This window comes from Microbacterium sp. (assembly GCF_051953575.1).
In the GTDB taxonomy this organism is placed as follows: Bacteria; Actinomycetota; Actinomycetes; order Actinomycetales; family Microbacteriaceae; genus Microbacterium.
Genome location: NZ_JBQCIP010000133.1, coordinates 15,743 through 33,897, shown reverse-complemented (window position 1 = coordinate 33,897; position 18,155 = coordinate 15,743). Strand labels below are relative to the sequence as shown.

The window sequence follows — 18,155 nt, the reverse complement described above, 5'->3', positions numbered from 1 at the left end:
GAGTAAGGGCCGGTCGGAGAGGCTACCGACCGGCCCTTGTCCCTTGCACCAAGAGTGTCCTGCAATCACATGTCGGTAGCTGCCACAGCAAAACAACTACCGTGCAAGCACTCTATAACGGCGAGATAACGGCGACAAGGGTTTGTCGTTATCTTTTTGTGATTCATTCGCTGTGAGTCGGTTATGCACCCGCTGAGAGCCGGAAGCCGACGCTGATCACCGGAAGCGACCGAGGTGGATGCCGGCGAACGCGAGGGCCGCGATGGTCTCGCCGTCGGTGATCTCGCCGGCGGCGATGAGCGACAGCACCTCGCCGAACGGCACCCAGCGGACGTCGTCGATGCCCTCTTCGTGCTGCGAGTGCGCTGCGTCGGCGACGCGACGCAGGTCGCGTGCGAGGAACACGTGCTCGGGTGCGTCGGCGAGGCCGTTCAGGGCGTCCATGCGCCCGATCTCGGTCCACTCGGCCGCGGCGTACCCGGTCTCTTCTTCGAGCTCGCGGCGGGCGGCGATGAGCGCGTCCTCGCCGTCCGAGCCGCCGGCCGGCACCTCCAGCGACGATCGGCCGGTCGCGTAGCGGTACAGCGACACGAGGCACACGCGGTCGTCGGGGTCGACCGCGACGACGAAGACGGCGGGATGCCGCATCTCGACCACCCCGTAGATGCCGGCGCCGTCGGGCCCGATGACGTCGTCCTCCCGCACCCGGATCCAGCGGTTCTCGTACACGGTGCGGGAGGCGAGCGTCTGCCAGATCATGACGCCACACTAGGCGCGGGGTGCGCGGGAGGGCCGCATGCGCGGTGCACCGGTATCCGCGCGCCCCACGAACCGATCACGCGAAATGTCTGCTCATCGGGCATGATTGCCTTCATGCGTCGCCGCACCCGCCTCGCCTCCCGGGCTCCGAAGGCCGCTGTGCGTGCGGCATCCGTCCTGCTGGCGCTCTCGCTCGCCGGGTGTGCGACGCCGGTGGGGAACACCGCCCAGGCGGCGGACGCCGACGCCATCGCCGCGCAGGCGGCGGCGCTCGGCATCGCGCCGGACCTGGTGTACACGACCGACGTCGAGGGGTACGACCTGGCGCCGCAGTCGGTCGGCCCGAGCGGCTCCGACGGGATGTCGGCGACCTGGGTCGGCGACGGTACGGGTGCGATGGTGACCCTCCGCACCGAACGCGGCGAGCTCACGGAGGCGACCTGCGTCGCGATGCCGCTGTGGGATGCCTTCGCCGCGCCGGTGACCTGCATTGATGAGGACGGCGTGTGGCACCGGTCGGGCGGGGGCATCCACGAGTACGCCGCTGTGTCGGGCGACGCGATCATCCGCGTGATCGGCGGGAACGACGCGCCGCAGGACGATCTGCGCAGCGCGGCCCAGGCGGTGCATGTGCCGTCGGACGCCGAGCTCGAACGCCTCTTCTCGGCTGTCCCCGAGCGGCCGACGGCGCCCGTCGAGCGGGGCGACATCCCGGAGAACGGCGACGGTGCGCCGGTGGATCCCGTCGGCCCGGGCGGCTGACAGGCAGCTGAGGGGGGATCAGCCGATTTGGCGTTCGGGCCGGTGCCCCGGTACCGTCGCCGCATGGACATCCGCTGGTATGCGTATCGGAGTGGCTCTGGAGGGGCCGACCGCCGATAAGCGCTTCCGCGCCTCCAGAGCCACAGGCAGACACTCATTCGAGGGTCTGCCTTCGTCGTTAACACGGCGGTGGCCTGGTCCCGGGTCCCGCCGGGAACAGGAACCCCGTATGAACGCCACCCACGACCTCCGGGTCGCCTCCTTCACCCCGCTCCCGTCGCCCGCGGAGCTGCGGCGCGAGCTGCCCATGACGCCCGCGCACGAGGCGGCCGTGACGGATGCCCGCGCCGAGGTGGAGGCCGTCCTGTGCGGCGACGACGACCGGCTGCTGGTCGTCGTCGGGCCGTGCTCGGTGCACGACCCCGTCGCCGCGGTCGACTACGCGCGCCGGCTCGCCGTCGCGGCCGGGCAGCACCGCGACGACCTGCTTGTCGTGATGAGGGTGTACTTCGAGAAGCCCCGGTCGACGGGCGGCTGGAAGGGCCTCATCAACGACCCGGGCCTCGACGGCACCCACGACGTCGTGCGCGGCCTGCGGGTCGCGCGCCGTCTGCTGCTGGACGTCCTCGACCTTGGCCTGCCGATCGGCTGCGAGTTCCTGGAGCCCATCAGCCCGCAGTTCATCGCCGACGCCGTCGCCTGGGGGGCCATCGGCGCACGCACGACCGAGAGCCAGATCCACCGGCAGCTGGCGTCGGGGCTCTCGATGCCGATCGGCTTCAAGAACGCCACCGACGGCGACGTGCAGATCGCGATCGACGGCTGCACCGTGGCGTCGCAGCGGCATGTGTTCTTCGGCACCGACGACTCCGGCGCGGCGGCCGTCGTGTCGACGACCGGCAACCGCGCCGCCCACGTCGTGCTGCGCGGCGGCCGCGGCGGGCCGAACTACGCCCCCGCCGACATCGAGGCCTCGGCGGCTCTGCTCGAGCGCGCTGGCATGCCGCGCCGGCTCGTGGTCGACGCCAGCCACGCCAACAGCGGCAAGGATCACGTGCGCCAGGCCGAGGTCGTGCGCGAGCTCGCCGGTCAGATCGCCGACACCGACGACATCGCCGGCGTGATGATCGAGAGCTTCCTGGTCGGGGGCAGCCAGAAGCTGACAGCCGACACCCGCGACACCCTCGTCTACGGCCAGTCCGTCACGGACGCGTGCATCGACTGGGACACCACCGAAGCGCTGCTCGGCGAGCTCGCCGCCGCCGCGCGGCTGCGGCGGCGTCAGCTCGCCGCCGTCGCCTGAGGTGCGGGGACGCCGCCGGCGCTGGGGCCCGGCCGGCGGCATCCCGTCGACCTGATGCGAGGTCGTCGCGCTAGCATCGTGCGGGCGGTGGCGGCATCGTCGGGAGCGAGGACGACGGGGCGATGACGAGAACCGGACGAGCGGTGCGGCGGCGGGCCATGGTGACGCGATGACGTCGTGGGACGACCGCGTCGCGGCATTCTGGACGACGGCGGACGACGCCGACCCGGTCGTCGTGGACCGCATGCGCGCACTCGTGGATGAACGCCCGGCGGACGATCCGGCCGCGTTGTTCGAATGGGCGTCGGTGCTCGACTTCGTCGGACGCGAGGAGGAGGCGGTCGCCGGGTACGAGGCGGCGCTCGCCGCGGGGCTCGAGGGGGAGCGGATGCCGCAGGCCGTCGTTCAGCTCGCCAGCTCGCTGCGCAACATCGGCCGCGCCGAGGAAGGGGCCGCGCTGCTGCGCGGGCTCGGCGACGAGACCGTCGCCGGGGCCGCGGTCTCGGCCTTCCTCGCGTTGTGCCTGCGCGATGCCGGGCACCCGGACGAGGCGCTCGCGGTCGCGCTGAGGGCGCTGGCCCCGACGCTCCCGCTCTATCGTCGCTCGATCCTCGCCTACGCCGACGAACTCGGCGGGCAGCAGGGCGCGTAGTCGGTCCCCACCGGGGGTGCGGGCCCGCCGGGGCCGCCGGCATCCGTCATTCCGAGGTGTCGGGCGGGTCGTCGTGGCGTGCGCGGCGCAGCGGCGAGACGAGCACGATGACCGCGGCGACGGCGAAGATGACGGCGCCGACCGCGAGCGTCGGCTGGTAGCCGAGGAACGTCATGAGCACGCCGGTGAGCAGTGCGCCGAAGAAGAACACGACGCGGTTGACGGTGCGGATGGTGGAGTTCATGCGGCCCTGGATGCCGTCGGGGGCGACCGACTGTCGGTAGGCGATGTCGTTCGCGTCTTCGATGCCCATCGACAGGCCGTACACGAACTGGGCCGCGGCGACCACGGCGAGCACGACGCCGACGCCGCTTCGGTGGGTCAGGGGTGCGAGCGCCAGGACGACCCACGGGATCACCACGAGCGCGCGCCCGAGCAGGATCGCGCGACCTGCCCCGAACCGCCTGCCGATCGCCGGGGCGATGACGGCGCCGGTGAAGCCGCCGACGGCACCGCACGCGAGGGCGATGCCGAACGCCCATGGCGGGAGACCGAGCTCGCGCAGCACGAACACCGCGAACGCGGTCGCGACGATGCTGTTGCCGAGGAACCATGTGTGCACCGACAGGGCGAGCGGGCGGAGGGTGCGGTGGCCGTACGTGTACCGCATGCCCTCGGCGATCTCATGGCCGACGTGCCGGCCTGGGGCGCGGGGTTCGGGCCGTGGCTCGACGACGGCGATGCGCCACTGCAGCAGTGCGGCGATCGCGTTGATCACGGCGTCGAACGCGAACAGCAGCGGCGCTCCGACCAGGTTCAGCAACGTGCCGCCGAGGGCCGGCCCGGCGGTCTCGGCCACGGTCTGGCTCTGGCCGAGGCGGGCGTTGGCCATGACGAGCGCTTCACGGGGCACGATGCGGGGAAGGAGCGGCTGCGCGGCGGAGTCCGCGAACAGCGTCAGCACGCCCAGCGCGAGGACGACGCCGGCGAGCGACCAGAAGCCCAGCGTGCCGCTCAGCAGCAGGACGGGGATGACCGCGAGCACCACGGCGCGCCCGATGCTCGTGAGCACGAGCGTGCGCTGCCGCCGCCAGCGGTCCATCAGCGCCCCGATCACGAGTCCGAAGAACAGATAGGGAGCGACCCCGAGCGCGCTCAGCACGCTGATCTGCACGGGCGTCGCGTCGATCACCGAGACGATGAGCACCTGGAAGGCGACCCCGGCGATGCTGCCCCCGAACGCGCGCAGCGTTGCGGCGCTCCAGAACAGCGCGAAGGCCGGCAGGCGCAGGACGTCCTGCCTGCTCCGGACCTCTTCGCCAGGCACGTCGTCAGCCTATCGGCGGGCGCTCGAGGCCCTCGGGCGGGAGGGGATGCGGCATCCGCTCAACCGCGTGCCCCGATCTTCGGGCAGGATGTCGGCGTGTCCACGCGCCGCTTCATCCTGACGACCACCGTCGATGCGCCCCCGGAGAACGCGATCGGCTTTCTGATGCGGCTCGACCGGCATCGCGGTCTGCACCCTTACCTGCAGTCGGCAGAGGTCGTGGCGGAGGGGGTCGCCGAAGACGGCCCGTGGTGGGAGTGGCGCGTCGTGGAGCGGCCGACCGTGTGGGGCGTGCCGTACACGATGCGCTTCCCCGCCCGCATGACGCGGCTGGGTGCGGAGTCGATGCGCGGCGATGTCGTCGCCGCGCAGGGATGCCGGCTGCAGACCGTCACGACGGCGAACCGGGCGACCGGCGGCACGGTCGTCGAGGAGACGACGACCGTGACGGCGCCCGCTCCGCTCGTCGGCTACATGACGAAGCACGCCCGCGCGGCGCACGCTCGCACGTTCGAGCGGCTCCCGGGGGAGCTCGCGACGATCGCGTGACGCCGAACCGGCACCGGCCTGCGGCATCCGATCCGCAGAGCACGGCCTGCGGCGCCGTGACCCCTTGACGCCGGACCTCAGATGTGTACGGTGTGAACATACGCATTCGCCCACTCGGAGGTCCTGATGCAGAGCACGACCCAGAACGCCCTTCCGCCCGTCGTCGACGCCGAGGAGTGGCGTCGCGAACTCGCCGCGCTGCGGGTGCGAGAGAAGGCGGCGACGCGGGAGCTCGACGCCATCGCGGCGCAGCGGCGCCGCCTGCCCATGGTGGAGCTGCCCGACTACACGCTCGTCGGCAAGGACGGGCCCGTCCGGCTGGCCGACATGTTCGAGGGGCGCTCGCAGCTGATCGTGTACAACCACATGTGGTTCGAGGGCAAGGAGTGGCAGTGCCCCGGCTGCACCGGGTTCACGGCGCAGTTCGATCGGCTGGAGTTCCTCGACCCGTACGACGCCCGCTTCGTCATCGTCACCCAGGGCCCGATCGACGAGGCGCTCGCGTACAAGCAGAAGGTCGGCAACCGCATGGAGTGGTACTCGACGGCCGACAGCCCGTTCGGAGCCGACATGGACGCCCCGGCCGGCGGCGGGTTCGCGGTGAACGTGTTCCTGCGTGACGGCGACACCGTCTACCGCACGTGGCACACCAACGGCCGGGGCACCGAGCGGCTCTCGTACGAGTTCGGGCTCATCGATCTGCTTCCGTACGGACGGCGCGAGGAATGGCAGGACTCACCCGAGGGCTGGCCGAGGACGCCCACCTACGACGGCTGGTTCAGCTCGCAGAAGGTCGCACAGCTCTACGGGCCGGGTGCGAACGGCTGACCAAGCCACGAATCCGGTGCGCGTGGCTCGTCGCCAAGGCGGTCTACGCCGCGCCCACCGCGGGGATGGAGCGCGGCTCGTGGCCGCTCGCCTTCGACCTCGACATCGTCGAGGGCTCGACGGTCGCCGTGACCGCGTGGGCCTCGGACGCCGGGCCCCAGCCGTCGTCATGAGAACGCGGATGCCGCACCCAGCGGTGGGTGCGGCATCCGCGTCCGCCTGATCGCGGGGCGGGATCAGTACCAGTTGACCGCCTGCGAGTGCGACCACGCGGCACAGGGCGTGCCGTACGACGATGCGATGTAGCCGAGGCCCCACGCGATCTGCGTCGCGGCGTTGGTCTGCCAGTCGGCGCCGGCGCTGGCCATCTTGTTGCCGGGGAGCGCCTGCGGGATGCCGGTGGCGCCGCCGTTGCGGTTGTAGGCCTGGTAGTTCCAGCCCGACTCCTTGTTCCACAGCGACTGCAGGCACGAGAACTGACCGTCGCCCCAGCCGTACTTCGACGCGGCCATCTGCCGCGCGGTGGCCTTCGCGCCGTCGGGGGTGTTGGCGGCGGCCTGCGCGGCGGCGGCGGCAGCGGCGGCCTCGGCCTGACGCTGGGCCTCGGCGGCAGCGGCTGCCGCGGCGGCAGCGGCCGCCTCTTCGGCGGCCTTCTGCGCCTTGGCGGCGTCGAGGTGCTCGCGCAGGTCGGCCACACGGGCCGTCACCTTGTCGGTCGCCGACGACGCATCGGCGGCGAGGCCGGGCAGCAGCAGGGCGGGAACGATGTCGAGGTCCGCGAGACGGTCCGCCGCCTTCGAGAGGTCGGCGGTGTCGATCGAGGTGTCTGCCACGCCGATGTCGAGGCCGGCGGCGGAGATGTCGGCGGTCACGCTGTCGGCAGCGGTGAGGGCGACGCGGGCGGCGAGCAGGGTGCTCTTGGCATCCACGCGGATGTCGCGCAGGGTGTGGACGGTGGCGTCGGGGGCGGCGACCGAGGCGATGGCCGTGGCCGCGATCGGGGCGGCGGCGGCGAGGCTCGGCGAGGCGAGGGTGAGGCCGGTCGTGACGACGATTCCGAGAGCGGTTCCGGCGGCGACGGCAGCGCCGACGAAGCGGCGACGGGGGCGGCGGGCAGGGGCGATCTGGTCTGAATGCATGACGAACGTACGTTCCTTCGGGGGGTTCCGCGCCGTCGGGAACGGCGCGCGGCGTCCTCGGGTCGGACGCACAAGTCCCCGAGTCTGCCTCATCGCCTCTGGACGACTTCTGGCGTTTCCCTGGAAGAACCGTGGGAGTGGATTTCGGCGAAAGGCCTGATCCGAGAGCCCGCAAACGACCGAACCCGCCCTGGTCGGGGGTGCGACGGGCGGGTTCCGGAGGGGCGTCCCGGATGCCGCGCGGGCGGCATCCGGGAGCGTTTCAGCGCGTGCGGTGGGCGGCGTAGTAGGCCAGCAGGGCGCGCGTCGACGCATCCTGCGCGCCGATCGCGGCCTCGTCCCCTTCGATGGCCGGAGCGATCTGCAGGGCGAGCTGCTTGCCGAGCTCGACGCCCCACTGATCGAACGAGTTGACCCCCCAGATCACGCCCTGCGTGAACGTGATGTGCTCGTACAGCGCGACGAGCTGGCCGAGCACGGCGGGCGTGAGCGCCGGCGCGAAGATCGACGTCGTCGGCTTGTTGCCGGCGAAGGTGCGGGCGGCCACCAGGGGGCCGGTCGTGCCCTCGGCCTCGACCTCTGCGGCGGTCTTGCCGAAGGCGAGCGCCTTGGTCTGCGCGAGGAAGTTCGACAGGAACAGGCCGTGCACGTCGCGTCCGCCGTCCTCCAGCGGGTACGCCGGGTTCGCGAACGCGATGAAGTCCGCGGGGATCAGGCGGGTGCCCTGGTGGATGAGCTGGTAGAACGCGTGCTGGCCGTTCGTGCCGGGCTCACCCCAGAACACCTCGCCGGTGTCGGTGGTGACGGGCGACCCGTCCCAGCGCACCGACTTGCCGTTGGACTCCATCGTCAGCTGCTGCAGGTACGCGGCGAAGCGGCTGAGTTGCTGCGCATAGGGGAGCACCGCGTGTGACTGCGCGCCGAGGAAGTTCGAGTACCAGACGTTGAGCAGGCCCATGAGCACCGGGACGTTGCGCTCGAGCGGGGTGTTCGCGACGTGCTCGTCGACGGCGTGGAACCCGGCGAGCAGTTCGCGGAACACATCGGGACCGAGCTCGATCATGAGCGAAAGGCCGATGGCCGAGTCGACGGAGTAGCGGCCGCCGACCCAGTCCCAGAAGCCGAAGGCGTTGACGGGATCGATGCCGAAAGCGGCGACCTTGTCGAGGGCGGTCGAGACCGCGACGAAGTGGTGGGCGACGGCATCCGTCTTCGCCTCGTCCGTGCCGTCGATCGCGCCGGAGGCCTGCAGGCCCGCCCACAGCCAGTCGCGGGCGAGTCGAGCGTTGGTGAGGGTCTCGAGGGTCGTGAAGGTCTTCGAGGCGACGATGAAGAGGGTCGTCTCGGGGTCGAGGTCCTTCGTCTTGTTCGCGATGTCGAACGGGTCGATGTTCGACACGAAGCGCGCCTGGATCCCGGCTGTCGCGTAGGGCTCGAGCGCCGCCGAGATCATCACCGGTCCGAGATCGGATCCGCCGATGCCGATGTTCACGATGTGCGTGACCTTCTTGCCGGTCACGCCGGTCCACTCGCCGGCACGTACGCGGTCGGCGAACACGGTCATGGCCGAGAGCACCGACTGCACGTCGTCGTCGATGTGCTGCCCGTCGACGACCAGCGGGGGCTGGGCGCCGGCCGGGCGGCGGAGCGCCGTGTGGAGCACCGCGCGGTCCTCGGTGGTGTTGATGTGCTCGCCGGCGAGCATCGCAGCGTACCGCTCGGCGACGCCCGTCTGCTCCGCCAGCCGCACGAGCGCGGCGAGGATCTCGTCGGTCACGAGGTTCTTCGACAGGTCGACGTGCAGGTCGGCGAGCTCGAAGCTCAGCCGTTCGGCGCGGCGGGGATCGATCGCGAACCAGTCGCGCAGATCGGGGGCGAACGAATCCCGGATCGAGCTGAGCTCGGACCAGGCGGGCGTGGTGGTGGCATCGACGGGAGCGGTCACGAACCCTAAGGTACTCGGGGCGGTGGCACCGGCGGTTTCGTGTTGCTCACCGCGCGGCGTCCGTCGGAGTGAGCCGCGTACGCTCGAGACGATGCCTTTCCCCTCTCCAGACCTTCGCCTGATCGCCGTCGACATGGACGGCACGCTGCTCGACGGCGACGGCCGCATCCCCGATGCCCTGTGGCCGCTGCTCGACCGTCTGCACGAAAGGGGCATCCGCTTCGCCCCGGCCAGCGGGCGGCAGCTCGCGACGCTGCAGCGCGCGTTCGCCGACCACCTCGACCACATGGTGTTCCTCGCCGAGAACGGCGCCTACGTCGTCGAGGGCGGGGTCGAGATCAGCTCGGACGCGATGGACGCCGCGTTCACGGCATCCCTCATTACGAGGGTCCGGGCGATCGAAGGCCGCGATCTCGGGGTCGTCGTGTGCGGAAAGCGCTCGGCGTACATCGAGCGCGCCGACGACGCGTTCCGTGCGGAGGCTGACAAGTACTACGCACGTCTCGAGGTGGTCGGTGACCTGCTGAAGGTGGACGACCAGATCCTCAAGGTCGCGATCTTCGATTTCGAGGATGCGGCCACGACCGCGCCGGCGCTGGAGGACCTGCGCGCCACCCACCAGGTCGTCGTGTCGGGCGAGCACTGGATCGACGTCATGAACCTGGGGGTCAACAAAGGAGTGGCCCTCGAACGGCTCCAGGCGGCGACCGGCATCACCCGTGATCAGACCGCCGCGTTCGGCGACTATCTGAACGACCTCGAGATGATGGATGCCGCCGCCCTGTCGTTCGCGATGGCCAACGCCCACCCGCTCGTCGCCGAGCGCGCACGCTTTGCCGCGCCGTCGAATCTCGATCACGGCGTCCTGACCACGATCGAGAAGCTGCTGGACGGCCTCCCCGAAGAAGCCGCCCCCGCGCCGTAGGGTGTGGGCATGGCCGTCAGTCAGACCCGTCGCGCGCGGGCGTCGCGTCGGCGCGCGCGCCGCGTCGCCGCGGCTGACAACGACCTCACCCTCGACGAGTGGGAGGCGCTGCTGGAGGCCTGGGGTGCGTGCGCATACTGCGGCGCTGACGGTGTGGCCCTGCAGAGGGACTGCGTGCTGCCCATCTCTCGGGGCGGCCGCTACACGTTCGAGAACGTCGTCCCGGCGTGCCGTTCGTGCAACGCGAGCAAGAGCAACGACGAGGTGACCGGGTGGCTCCGGCGCAAGCGGCTCGACGAGCGCGCCTTCCTGCTCCGACACGTCGAGGTGCTCGCCGCGTGGCGCGGGACCTCTTCGGCCGCCGGGGAGTCCTGATCGCGCTCAGACCGCGGGGCGGTGCGGCCACCAGTCGGGCAGCAGCGCCGCGTAAAGGCGCAGGAACTGCTCGACCTGCGGGTGGGGGAGTCGCAGCCACCCGTCGATGAGGCCGACGGTGCCGTCCGCCAGGAACCGGGCGGCCGCATCGGTGACGTCGGAGCGTGGCGTCCCCTCGACCGCGATGTCGATCGCGACGCGCCCGCGCTCGATCAGCGCCTCGCTCGTGCCCCGGAAGTGACGGCTGAGCATCGCGTGCAGCGCCCCGCCGCCGTCCGAGAGCTCGCGCCGGTAGATGTCGGCGTGGCGCAGGACGTGCTCCAGCACGCCGCGGGTGACCGTGTCCAGCGAGGTGGCGGCATCCGATCGATCCGACATCAGCGCGTCGCGCAGCAGGTCGAGCTCGGCGGTGAGGGCCGCCTCGACAAGCGACTGCGGCGAGTCGGCGTGCTCGTAGAACGTCGACCGGTGCACTCCCGCCGCCTCGGCGATCTGGGTGACCGACAGCTCGGACATCGGCCGGTCGGCGGCGAGCCCCAGCGCGGCGGCGTAGAGGCGCGCTTGGCTGCGCTGCTTGCGGGGGTCCATGCTGCCTCCGGGAATCTTTTCGACAGGTGTAGGTTAACTCATACATAACCGACAACTGTCGGATAATTGATCGGCGCCACGCGATGACGCCGCCAACGGAGGTACATCATGGCTACGTACGATGTCGCGGAACGCTCCGCCATCGTCACGGGCGCCGGGTCCGGCATCGGCCGGGCGGTCGCCCTCACCCTCGCGGCGAACGGCGCTGCCGTACTCGTCGCCGACGTGCGGCAGGAGGCCGCCGACGCGGTCGTCGCCGAGATCGCGAGCGCGGGCGGAACCGCCGCCGCGTTCGTCGGAGACGTGTCGGACCCCGCGGTCGGCCAGGCGGCGGTCGACGCCGCCGAGGCACTGGCGCCCCTGCGCATCGCGGTCAACAACGCCGGCATCGGCGGTGCGGCCGCGCCCATCGGCGAGTACCCGATCGACTCGTGGCAGAAGGTCATCGAGATCAACCTCAACGCCGTGTTCTACGGCACGCGCGCCCAGGCGCCCGCCATCGCCAGGAACGGCGGCGGCTCAATCGTGAACATCTCGTCGGTGCTGGGCTCTGTCGGCATCCCGATGTCGTCCGCGTACGTCACCGCCAAGCACGGCGTGGTGGGTCTCACCAAGAACGCCGCGCTGGAGTACGGAACGCAGGGTGTCCGCGTGAACGCGGTCGGCCCGGGCTTCATCCACACGCCCCTGGTGGACGCGAACCTCGACGCCGACGCGCAGGCGGCGCTGGCCGGCAAGCATGCACTCGGCCGCCTCGGCGACCCGCAGGAGGTCGCGAACATCGTCGCCTTCCTCGCCTCGGACGCCGCGAGCTTCGTCAGCGGCAGCTACCACCTGGTCGACGGCGGCTACGCCGCACAGTGATCGACCCCTGAACGAGCGGCCCGCGCGACCCGAACGCGCGGGCCGCTTCGCCTGTGCCGGGGTGCGGCCCGTCAGCCGGAGGCGTCGTCCTTCGCGAGCAGCGCGATGCCGTCGAGAACGGCGCGACGGGTCGCAGCCGAGTCGAGCACCCGGAAGTGCCCCGCGGCCGGCACGGCCACGTTCGTCGCCCCGTCCAAGGCGCTCCCCTCGGGGATGTGCGGGTCGTACGGGCCGAAGATCGACACGATGCGGCCGTTGACCGACGTCTCGCGCCCGAGGGTCACGATCGTCTCGTCCTTCGGCCGGAAGGCGCGGATGCTGGGCACCACGAACAGGCTCGCCAGCCGCGAGCCCCCGAACGGCGTCGCGACGGCGACCAGCCCGAGCACTCCCAGAGGACGCCGCCGGTCGGGCGCAGGTGCAGCCGCGGCGGCCGCAGCGGGGTCTCCGCCGTCGGCGGCCTCGGCCGCTGCGCGCCGGGCAGCGCCGGACGAGACGAGCAGGTGCTTGCCGATGAGGCCGCCCTTGCTGTGCGCGACGAGGACGCGGCCCGCGGACGGCGCGGGTGTCTCGGCCAGGAGCTTCGCCAGCCGGTCGGCGGTGTCGGCGATGCTGCGCCGGTTCACCCCGAGTCCGTGGACGACCCGCACCCGGTGACCGGCCGCGGCGAGCGCGTCGCCGAGGGGCCGGAGGAACGTCCAATGCTCGTACACCCCCGGCACGAGGTACACCTCCGGCAGATCCGGATCGCCCCGACGCCATGCGTCCGGCGCCGGGCGCGGGCGGCCGATGGCCCACGGCAGCGACAGCACGGCGAGCTGGCGCCGTGCCGCGTAGACGTAGTCGGCCGCCCACCACAGCGCGCGGCGCAGCACCGGGATGCGCGCGGCCGGGGCGTCGGACATGCGGGTCAGTCTAGGAGGTCGCGGTGCTCGGAGCGGGGGCCCCGAGCACGCCGGTGATCGCGGATTCCACGACCGCCGCGGCGAGGGCGTCGACGACCTCCGGCGGCTGCCAGCGGACGGGGCCGTGCACGGCGATGTCGGCGAAGCCGTGGACCGCCGACCAGCATGCCCACTCGGCGAACGGGCGCCGTTCGGCGGCGAGGGCGCCGGCGGTCACCATCGCGTCGAGCGTGTCCATCAGCACGCGGAAGGGTGCGACGATCTCGTCGTCGAGCGTGACGATGCCCGCGCTCGCCTGCGTGTCCTGCGTGAAGAACGCCGTCTCAAACCAGCCGGGCTCGGCGCGCGCGAATGCGATGTACCCGAAGCCGACGCGGCGCAGGCGCTCGACGGACGCATGCTGCGCAGGCAGGTCGCCCGGCGTCGCGGCGACACGGTCGAGGATCGCAGCGGCGAGGGCGCGCTGCGCCTCGTGGGCGACGGCGTGCACGAGCGCGTCGCGGTCGGCGAAGTGGCGGTAGGCCGCGTTCGGCGAGACGCCGACGGCGCGGGTGGCCTCGCGCAGGGTGACGGCGGCGGGCCCACCGGTGCGGGCCAGTTGCAGCCCCTCGTCGATGAGTGCGCGGCGCAGATCCCCGTGGTGATAGGTGCGCACGGCAGGTGAGGTCATTGCGCGCTCCCGCCCGAGTGTGTACGGTGTGAACATCTGCGATGTGAACAGTGTCCACATCAAGCTTAGGTCCCCGCAAGACCCCGCCCCACCATTGAACACGCCGGAGCAGCCGTGATGAGCCAGCCGACCCCCGGACCCCGCACCGTCCGTGCCTTCCACCAGGTGCTCGTGAACACCGCAGTCGCGAACGTCACGAGCAGCTACCTGTGGTTCGCGCTGACCTTCTGGGTGTACCTCGAGACGCAGTCGGTGCTGGCCACCGCCATCATCGGCGGGTCCTACATGCTGCTGGTCGCCGTGTTCGGCGTCGTGTTCGGCGTGCTCGTCGACCGCATGAAGAAGAAGGCGGTCATGATGCTGTCGAGCATCGTCACGACCGTCGCGTACCTGCTTGCGGGGGCGATGTTCCTCGCCTTCCCCGAGAGCGCGCTGCTGGACTGGACCGGACCGTGGTTCTGGCTCTTCGCCGGCGTGATCCTCATCGGCGGGGTCGTCGAGAACCTGCGCAACATCGCGCTGTCGACGACCGTGACGCTCCTCGTCCCGGCCGGCCAGCGCGACCGCGCGAACGGCCTCGTCGGAGCCGTCCAGGGCATCGCGTTCATGGTGACGAGCGTGTTCTCGGGGCTGTCCGTCGGCATCCTCGGCATGGGGTGGACGGTGGCGATCGCGATCGCCGCGACCGGCATCGCCCTCGTGCACCTGCTGTTCGTGCCGATCCCCGAACGCGGCATCGCCCACGTCGAAGGAGGGGCGCCGAAGGGCTTCGGCTTCCGGGGCGTGATCCCCGCGGTGCTCGCGGTGCCGGGCCTGCTCGCGCTCGTGCTGTTCTCGACGTTCAACAACCTTGTGGGCGGCGTCTTCATGGCGCTCATGGATCCGTACGGACTGACCCTCTTCTCGGTCGAGATGTGGGGCATCGTGCTGGGCGTCACGAGCTTCGGGTTCATCATCGGCGGTGCGCTCGTGGCGAAGTTCGGCCTCGGCAAGAACCCCGTGCGCACGATGCTGCTGGTCAACATCGGCATCGCCCTGCTCGGCATGACGTTCGCCATCCGGGAGCTGTGGTGGGTCTACGCCCTCGGGATCCTCATCTTCATGTGCCTCATGCCGATCGCCGAGGCGTCGGAGCAGACCATCGTGCAGCGTGTCGTGCCGTTCGACAGGCAGGGGCGCGTCTTCGGATTCGCCGCGAGCGTCGAGTCCGCGGCCGCGCCGATCTCGGCGTTCATCATCGGCCCGATCGCGCAGTTCTGGCTCATCCCGTACATGGAATCGCCCGAGGGGCAGAACACGTTCGGCTGGCTGCTCGGCGAGGGCGAGGCCCGCGGCATCGCGCTCGCCTTCGTGGGGGCGAGTCTCGTGCTGCTGCTCGTCGTGCTGCTCGCCTTCGTCTCGAAGCCCTACCGCGACCTGAGCCACGCGTACGCCACGGCGGTCGCCGCCGCGCCGGACGGGGATCGGGATGCCGCCGCCGAAGTGACGACAGCGGTGGGTGAGGCGGGCGAGGATCTGCGCGCGGGCCTTCGCTGAGGCGCACGGGCCGGCTGTCAGCCGGAGAACCAGCCGGAGGGACCGACGGCTCGGCCCAGGCGAGGCACATACTGGTCGAAGTAGACCCGCGAGATCAGCTCGCGGCGGCTGCGGACGCCCGCCTTGTCGAAGACCGCCTTCAGGTGGTCCTGCACGGTGTAGGTCGACACATGCAGAGCCATCGCGATCTCTTTCGTCTCGACGCCCTGGAGCACCAGCCGTGTGACGTCGCGCTCGCGGACGGTGAGACCGAAGGCGGCGACCACCAGTTCGATGATCTCGGGCGGCCGCGCCTGCTCGATGGTGACCACGACCTGCCCGCTCATGCCGTCGCGCATCGCGAGGGGCGCGGCGTGGACGACCAGCCAGATGCCCGACGCCGTCCGCAGGCGAGCACGCGGTGCGGCGTCGGTCTCGCTGCGTCGCATCCTCCGTGCGGCCGTGACGAGGGCGAACACCGTGCCGAGCGGGTCGGTGGAGTGCGCGAACGCCTGCAACTGGGCCAACCGCTCCTCCGCGCCGACGCTGATGTGTGTCACCTGGTCGTCGGCGTCGACGATGATCACCGCGGGCCCGGACGCCTCCGCATCGGGCAGGGCGGGGTCGGCGAGGCGGGTGAGCATGCCGGCGCGAACGCCCCTGGCCATGGCGTCCGAGACCGAGGCGAGGAACGCGATCTCGTCCTCGTCGAACCATGGGTCGTCCGCTGCGCGGAACAGCGCCATGCCGCCCCACATCCCCAGCTGATCGCGGAACGCCAGCCGTGCCTCGTCGGCGTAGCCGAAGTGCGGGCGGACCAGCCGGGTGAACCGCTCTGAGCGATCGACATAGTCGGGCAGGGACGTCTGCATGCCGATCGCGCGATGAGGGGAGGCCGCGAGCGCCTGGAACGTGGATCGCTCGTCCGAGCCGTACTCGATGATCGAGAAGAGCCCGTCCAGGGAATCGTGATCGGCGAGGTCGCCGAACTTGCGCCCACTGGTGAGCATCATGGTGACCGGGTCGTGCGTCCCCACGCAGGCGCCCTGCCAGGGCACCGCGCGCTGGACGGTCTCGACGGCTTCGGCGACGAACTCCTCCAAGCCCAGTCCGGCTCGCGAGAGCACGTCGAGGTCCCCGCGTGCGCGGTCGATCGTCAGCGTGCTCCCCATGGTCACCAGTATGGGCCTCCGGCGGCGGACGCGATATCCCAGAGTTGTGGGGGGACCACGAGCCCCAGAAGCGCGGGGCCGAGAGTCCCTCATCCTCTGGGATGGTCCGCTGACCGGGCGAGAGGCGACGCTGTCGTCGTGACCACCACCATCCGCACCGGTCCGGTGAGCGACGACGGGCAGCTGCTTCATGCAGAGGATGCCGCCGCGCAGGCGTGCTTGGCCGTCCTCCGCCTGGAGGACGCCCTCGCACGGCACGGACTCCGGCCGCGGCTCCTGCACCTCGAGGTGACGGCCGCCGACGCGGCGACGCTCGACGACCTCGTCGGCATCGTTCGCGAACGCCTGACGTGCGCCGAGGTGCCTCTCCACGTCTCGACCGTGGCGCGCCTGGATCCTCCCGGCGCGATCGTCGGGCTGTGGGCAGAGGTGGATGCCGCCGACACCGCAGAACCCCGCACCGAACCCATCTCCCACACCGAAGGACACCTCATGTCGACTCCTCTCACCGCCTCCCGGCCCGCCGCCCTCGCCGCGCTTCCGGGCGTCCTCTTCCCGGGGGACCCCGGCTTCGACGACGCGCGCCGCCCGTGGAACCTCGCCGTGGACCTGCTGCCGGCCGCCGTCGGCGTTCCGCGCACCGTCGACGAAGCAGCCGCGATCGTCGTCGCGGCATCGGATAGCGGGCTCCGCGTCAGCCCGCTGAGCACCGGCCACCTCGCCCTGTCGCTGCGTGAGGTCGATCTCGCGCGTACGGTTCTGCTGCGACTGAGCGCACTGACGGGTGTGACGATCGATCCCGCGACGCGCACGGCCCGCGTCCTCGGCGGGACCGTCTGGCAGGACGTCGCCGACGCCGCGGCGTCCTACGGGCTGGCGGCGCTGCACGGCAGCGCGGGCGACGTCGCGGTCGCCGGCTATCTCCTCGGCGGAGGTCTGTCGTTCTACGGCCGCGCGCACGGGCTGGCCACCAGCACGGTCCGAGCGCTCGACGTCGTGACCGCCGGCGGAGAAGTCGTCCGTGCCTCTGCGGACGAGAACTCCGAGCTCTTCTGGGGGCTCCGGGGTGGCACGGGCGGGCTGGGCGTCGTCGTCGCGGTCGAGATCGACCTGCTGCCCATCGCCGATGTCTACGCGGGGATGCTGCTGTGGGATCTCTCCCGGGGACCCGAGGTGCTGCGCGCGTGGGCGCAATGGACGGCGACGGCGCCGGAGTCGGCCACGACGTCTCTGCGCTTCCTGAGGTTTCCGCCGCTTCCCGAACTGCCGCCGTTCCTCAGCGGGCGCCGGCTCGTCGTGATCGACGGCGCGATCCTCGACGACGACGAGCGTGCCGCCGAGATCCTGGCGCCGCTGCGTGCGCTCGGTCCAGAGATCGACACGTTCGGGCGCATCCCCGCGCCAGAGGTGCTCGGCATCCACATGGATCCGCCCGCTCCCACGCCCGGGGCGAGCGACCATCTGCTGCTGGCCGACCTGCCCGAGGAAGCGGTCCAGGCCTTGCTGGAGGCGGCGGGACCGGACGCCGACACACCCCTCATGGTGGCCGAACTGCGCCACCTGGGCGGTGCCCTCGCCCGGCCCATCGATGCGGCGCTGGCTGTCCTTGACGGCCGCTTCGCCTTGTTCACCCTCGCCGCGGTGCCCGTGCCCGCCCTGTTCGAGCAGGCGATGACGGCCGCGGGGGATGCGGCCGCCGCCCTGCGACCGTGGCGCAGCGGCGCCGTGTACCCGAACTTCACCGAGCGGCGGAGCGACGCATCCGCGTTCTTCGACGCCGACACCCGAGGGCGCCTCGCCCGTCTGCGACTCGAGTGCGACCCGACCGGGCTCTGGCTCGCGGCGCACGACATCTGACCCATCCGCGCACACACGAA

18 protein-coding genes are annotated in these 18,155 nt (G+C 71.4%); 10 read left to right on the top strand and 8 right to left on the bottom strand.

Annotation, left to right across the window (positions count from 1 at the left end):
- Positions 1-216 precede the first annotated feature (216 nt).
- Positions 217-759 (bottom strand): NUDIX domain-containing protein, encoded by a 543-nt coding sequence (locus ACTHNQ_RS08670; protein WP_440332864.1) that lies wholly within the window; start codon positions 757-759, stop codon positions 217-219.
- A gap of 114 nt (positions 760-873) precedes the next feature.
- Between ACTHNQ_RS08670 and ACTHNQ_RS08665 the strand changes: the two genes are divergently transcribed.
- The 3 genes from ACTHNQ_RS08665 (at position 874) to ACTHNQ_RS08655 (ending at position 3,476) form a co-directional block, all read left to right on the top strand.
- Positions 874-1,521: a hypothetical protein gene (locus ACTHNQ_RS08665; RefSeq protein WP_440332862.1), complete on the top strand. Its 648-nt coding sequence runs from the start codon at positions 874-876 to the stop codon at positions 1,519-1,521.
- 229 nt (positions 1,522-1,750) lie between these two features.
- Positions 1,751-2,824, top strand: a complete 1,074-nt coding sequence (locus tag ACTHNQ_RS08660) for a 3-deoxy-7-phosphoheptulonate synthase (RefSeq protein WP_440332860.1) — start codon at positions 1,751-1,753, stop codon at positions 2,822-2,824.
- 169 nt (positions 2,825-2,993) lie between these two features.
- Positions 2,994-3,476: a tetratricopeptide repeat protein gene (locus ACTHNQ_RS08655; protein WP_440332858.1), complete on the top strand. Its 483-nt coding sequence runs from the start codon at positions 2,994-2,996 to the stop codon at positions 3,474-3,476.
- A 46-nt stretch (positions 3,477-3,522) separates the two neighbouring features.
- Here ACTHNQ_RS08655 and ACTHNQ_RS08650 read toward each other — a convergent pair whose 3' ends face one another.
- Positions 3,523-4,803: an MFS transporter gene (locus ACTHNQ_RS08650; RefSeq protein ID WP_440332856.1), complete on the bottom strand. Its 1,281-nt coding sequence runs from the start codon at positions 4,801-4,803 to the stop codon at positions 3,523-3,525.
- 96 nt (positions 4,804-4,899) lie between these two features.
- On the opposite strand from ACTHNQ_RS08650, the gene ACTHNQ_RS08645 reads away from it, so the two are divergent.
- A complete protein-coding gene (locus tag ACTHNQ_RS08645) occupies positions 4,900-5,352 on the top strand; it encodes a hypothetical protein (RefSeq protein WP_440332854.1) in 453 nt (150 codons plus the stop codon).
- Between the two features lie 126 nt (positions 5,353-5,478).
- Positions 5,479-6,180 (top strand): DUF899 domain-containing protein, encoded by a 702-nt coding sequence (locus tag ACTHNQ_RS08640; RefSeq protein ID WP_440332852.1) that lies wholly within the window; start codon positions 5,479-5,481, stop codon positions 6,178-6,180.
- 236 nt (positions 6,181-6,416) lie between these two features.
- On the opposite strand, the gene ACTHNQ_RS08635 is transcribed toward ACTHNQ_RS08640, so the two are convergent.
- Positions 6,417-7,319, bottom strand: a complete 903-nt coding sequence (locus ACTHNQ_RS08635; protein WP_440332850.1) for a phospholipase — start codon at positions 7,317-7,319, stop codon at positions 6,417-6,419.
- Between the two features lie 262 nt (positions 7,320-7,581).
- Positions 7,582-9,264 (bottom strand): glucose-6-phosphate isomerase, encoded by a 1,683-nt coding sequence (gene pgi / locus ACTHNQ_RS08630; RefSeq protein WP_440332848.1) that lies wholly within the window; start codon positions 9,262-9,264, stop codon positions 7,582-7,584.
- A 91-nt stretch (positions 9,265-9,355) separates the two neighbouring features.
- Between pgi and ACTHNQ_RS08625 the strand changes: the two genes are divergently transcribed.
- Both ACTHNQ_RS08625 and ACTHNQ_RS08620 read left to right on the top strand, forming a co-directional pair.
- A complete protein-coding gene (locus ACTHNQ_RS08625) occupies positions 9,356-10,189 on the top strand; it encodes a Cof-type HAD-IIB family hydrolase (RefSeq protein ID WP_440332846.1) in 834 nt (277 codons plus the stop codon).
- 9 nt (positions 10,190-10,198) lie between these two features.
- Positions 10,199-10,564, top strand: a complete 366-nt coding sequence (locus tag ACTHNQ_RS08620) for an HNH endonuclease (protein ID WP_440332844.1) — start codon at positions 10,199-10,201, stop codon at positions 10,562-10,564.
- A 6-nt stretch (positions 10,565-10,570) separates the two neighbouring features.
- Here ACTHNQ_RS08620 and ACTHNQ_RS08615 read toward each other — a convergent pair whose 3' ends face one another.
- Positions 10,571-11,152, bottom strand: coding sequence for a TetR/AcrR family transcriptional regulator (locus ACTHNQ_RS08615; protein WP_440332842.1), 582 nt, complete (start codon positions 11,150-11,152; stop codon positions 10,571-10,573).
- A gap of 108 nt (positions 11,153-11,260) precedes the next feature.
- Between ACTHNQ_RS08615 and ACTHNQ_RS08610 the strand changes: the two genes are divergently transcribed.
- The gene (locus ACTHNQ_RS08610; RefSeq protein WP_440332841.1) at positions 11,261-12,016 is read left to right on the top strand and encodes an SDR family NAD(P)-dependent oxidoreductase; all 756 of its coding nucleotides are present in this window, start codon (positions 11,261-11,263) and stop codon (positions 12,014-12,016) included.
- Positions 12,017-12,087: 71 nt separating this feature from the next.
- Here ACTHNQ_RS08610 and ACTHNQ_RS08605 read toward each other — a convergent pair whose 3' ends face one another.
- Together ACTHNQ_RS08605 and ACTHNQ_RS08600 are read right to left on the bottom strand one after the other, a co-directional pair.
- Entirely contained in the window at positions 12,088-12,921 is an 834-nt protein-coding gene (locus ACTHNQ_RS08605; protein ID WP_440332839.1) for an esterase/lipase family protein, read from the bottom strand.
- Positions 12,922-12,931: 10 nt separating this feature from the next.
- A complete protein-coding gene (locus tag ACTHNQ_RS08600; protein WP_440332837.1) occupies positions 12,932-13,591 on the bottom strand; it encodes a TetR/AcrR family transcriptional regulator in 660 nt (219 codons plus the stop codon).
- 117 nt (positions 13,592-13,708) lie between these two features.
- Between ACTHNQ_RS08600 and ACTHNQ_RS08595 the strand changes: the two genes are divergently transcribed.
- Positions 13,709-15,127: an MFS transporter gene (locus ACTHNQ_RS08595; RefSeq protein WP_440332835.1), complete on the top strand. Its 1,419-nt coding sequence runs from the start codon at positions 13,709-13,711 to the stop codon at positions 15,125-15,127.
- A 17-nt stretch (positions 15,128-15,144) separates the two neighbouring features.
- Here ACTHNQ_RS08595 and ACTHNQ_RS08590 read toward each other — a convergent pair whose 3' ends face one another.
- Positions 15,145-16,278: a helix-turn-helix transcriptional regulator gene (locus tag ACTHNQ_RS08590; RefSeq protein WP_440332833.1), complete on the bottom strand. Its 1,134-nt coding sequence runs from the start codon at positions 16,276-16,278 to the stop codon at positions 15,145-15,147.
- 138 nt (positions 16,279-16,416) lie between these two features.
- Here ACTHNQ_RS08590 and ACTHNQ_RS08585 point away from each other — a divergent pair, with 138 nt between their 5' ends.
- Positions 16,417-18,135 (top strand): FAD-binding oxidoreductase, encoded by a 1,719-nt coding sequence (locus ACTHNQ_RS08585; protein ID WP_440332830.1) that lies wholly within the window; start codon positions 16,417-16,419, stop codon positions 18,133-18,135.
- The last annotated feature ends 20 nt before the right edge of the window (positions 18,136-18,155 follow it).

Excerpts from the sequence above, each read along its gene's own strand:
- ACTHNQ_RS08670 (WP_440332864.1), bottom strand. The coding sequence starts at position 759 with ATGATCTGGCAGACGCTCGCCTCCCGCACCGTGTACGAGAACCGCTGG.
- ACTHNQ_RS08665 (WP_440332862.1), top strand. The coding sequence starts at position 874 with ATGCGTCGCCGCACCCGCCTCGCCTCCCGGGCTCCGAAGGCCGCTGTG.
- ACTHNQ_RS08660 (WP_440332860.1), top strand. The coding sequence starts at position 1,751 with ATGAACGCCACCCACGACCTCCGGGTCGCCTCCTTCACCCCGCTCCCG.
- ACTHNQ_RS08655 (WP_440332858.1), top strand. The coding sequence starts at position 2,994 with ATGACGTCGTGGGACGACCGCGTCGCGGCATTCTGGACGACGGCGGAC.
- ACTHNQ_RS08640 (WP_440332852.1), top strand. The coding sequence starts at position 5,479 with ATGCAGAGCACGACCCAGAACGCCCTTCCGCCCGTCGTCGACGCCGAG.
- ACTHNQ_RS08635 (WP_440332850.1), bottom strand. The coding sequence starts at position 7,319 with ATGCATTCAGACCAGATCGCCCCTGCCCGCCGCCCCCGTCGCCGCTTC.
- ACTHNQ_RS08625 (WP_440332846.1), top strand. The coding sequence starts at position 9,356 with ATGCCTTTCCCCTCTCCAGACCTTCGCCTGATCGCCGTCGACATGGAC.
- ACTHNQ_RS08620 (WP_440332844.1), top strand. The coding sequence starts at position 10,199 with ATGGCCGTCAGTCAGACCCGTCGCGCGCGGGCGTCGCGTCGGCGCGCG.
- ACTHNQ_RS08615 (WP_440332842.1), bottom strand. The coding sequence starts at position 11,152 with ATGGACCCCCGCAAGCAGCGCAGCCAAGCGCGCCTCTACGCCGCCGCG.
- ACTHNQ_RS08610 (WP_440332841.1), top strand. The coding sequence starts at position 11,261 with ATGGCTACGTACGATGTCGCGGAACGCTCCGCCATCGTCACGGGCGCC.
- ACTHNQ_RS08605 (WP_440332839.1), bottom strand. The coding sequence starts at position 12,921 with ATGTCCGACGCCCCGGCCGCGCGCATCCCGGTGCTGCGCCGCGCGCTG.
- ACTHNQ_RS08600 (WP_440332837.1), bottom strand. The coding sequence starts at position 13,591 with ATGACCTCACCTGCCGTGCGCACCTATCACCACGGGGATCTGCGCCGC.
- ACTHNQ_RS08595 (WP_440332835.1), top strand. The coding sequence starts at position 13,709 with ATGAGCCAGCCGACCCCCGGACCCCGCACCGTCCGTGCCTTCCACCAG.
- ACTHNQ_RS08590 (WP_440332833.1), bottom strand. The coding sequence starts at position 16,278 with ATGGGGAGCACGCTGACGATCGACCGCGCACGCGGGGACCTCGACGTG.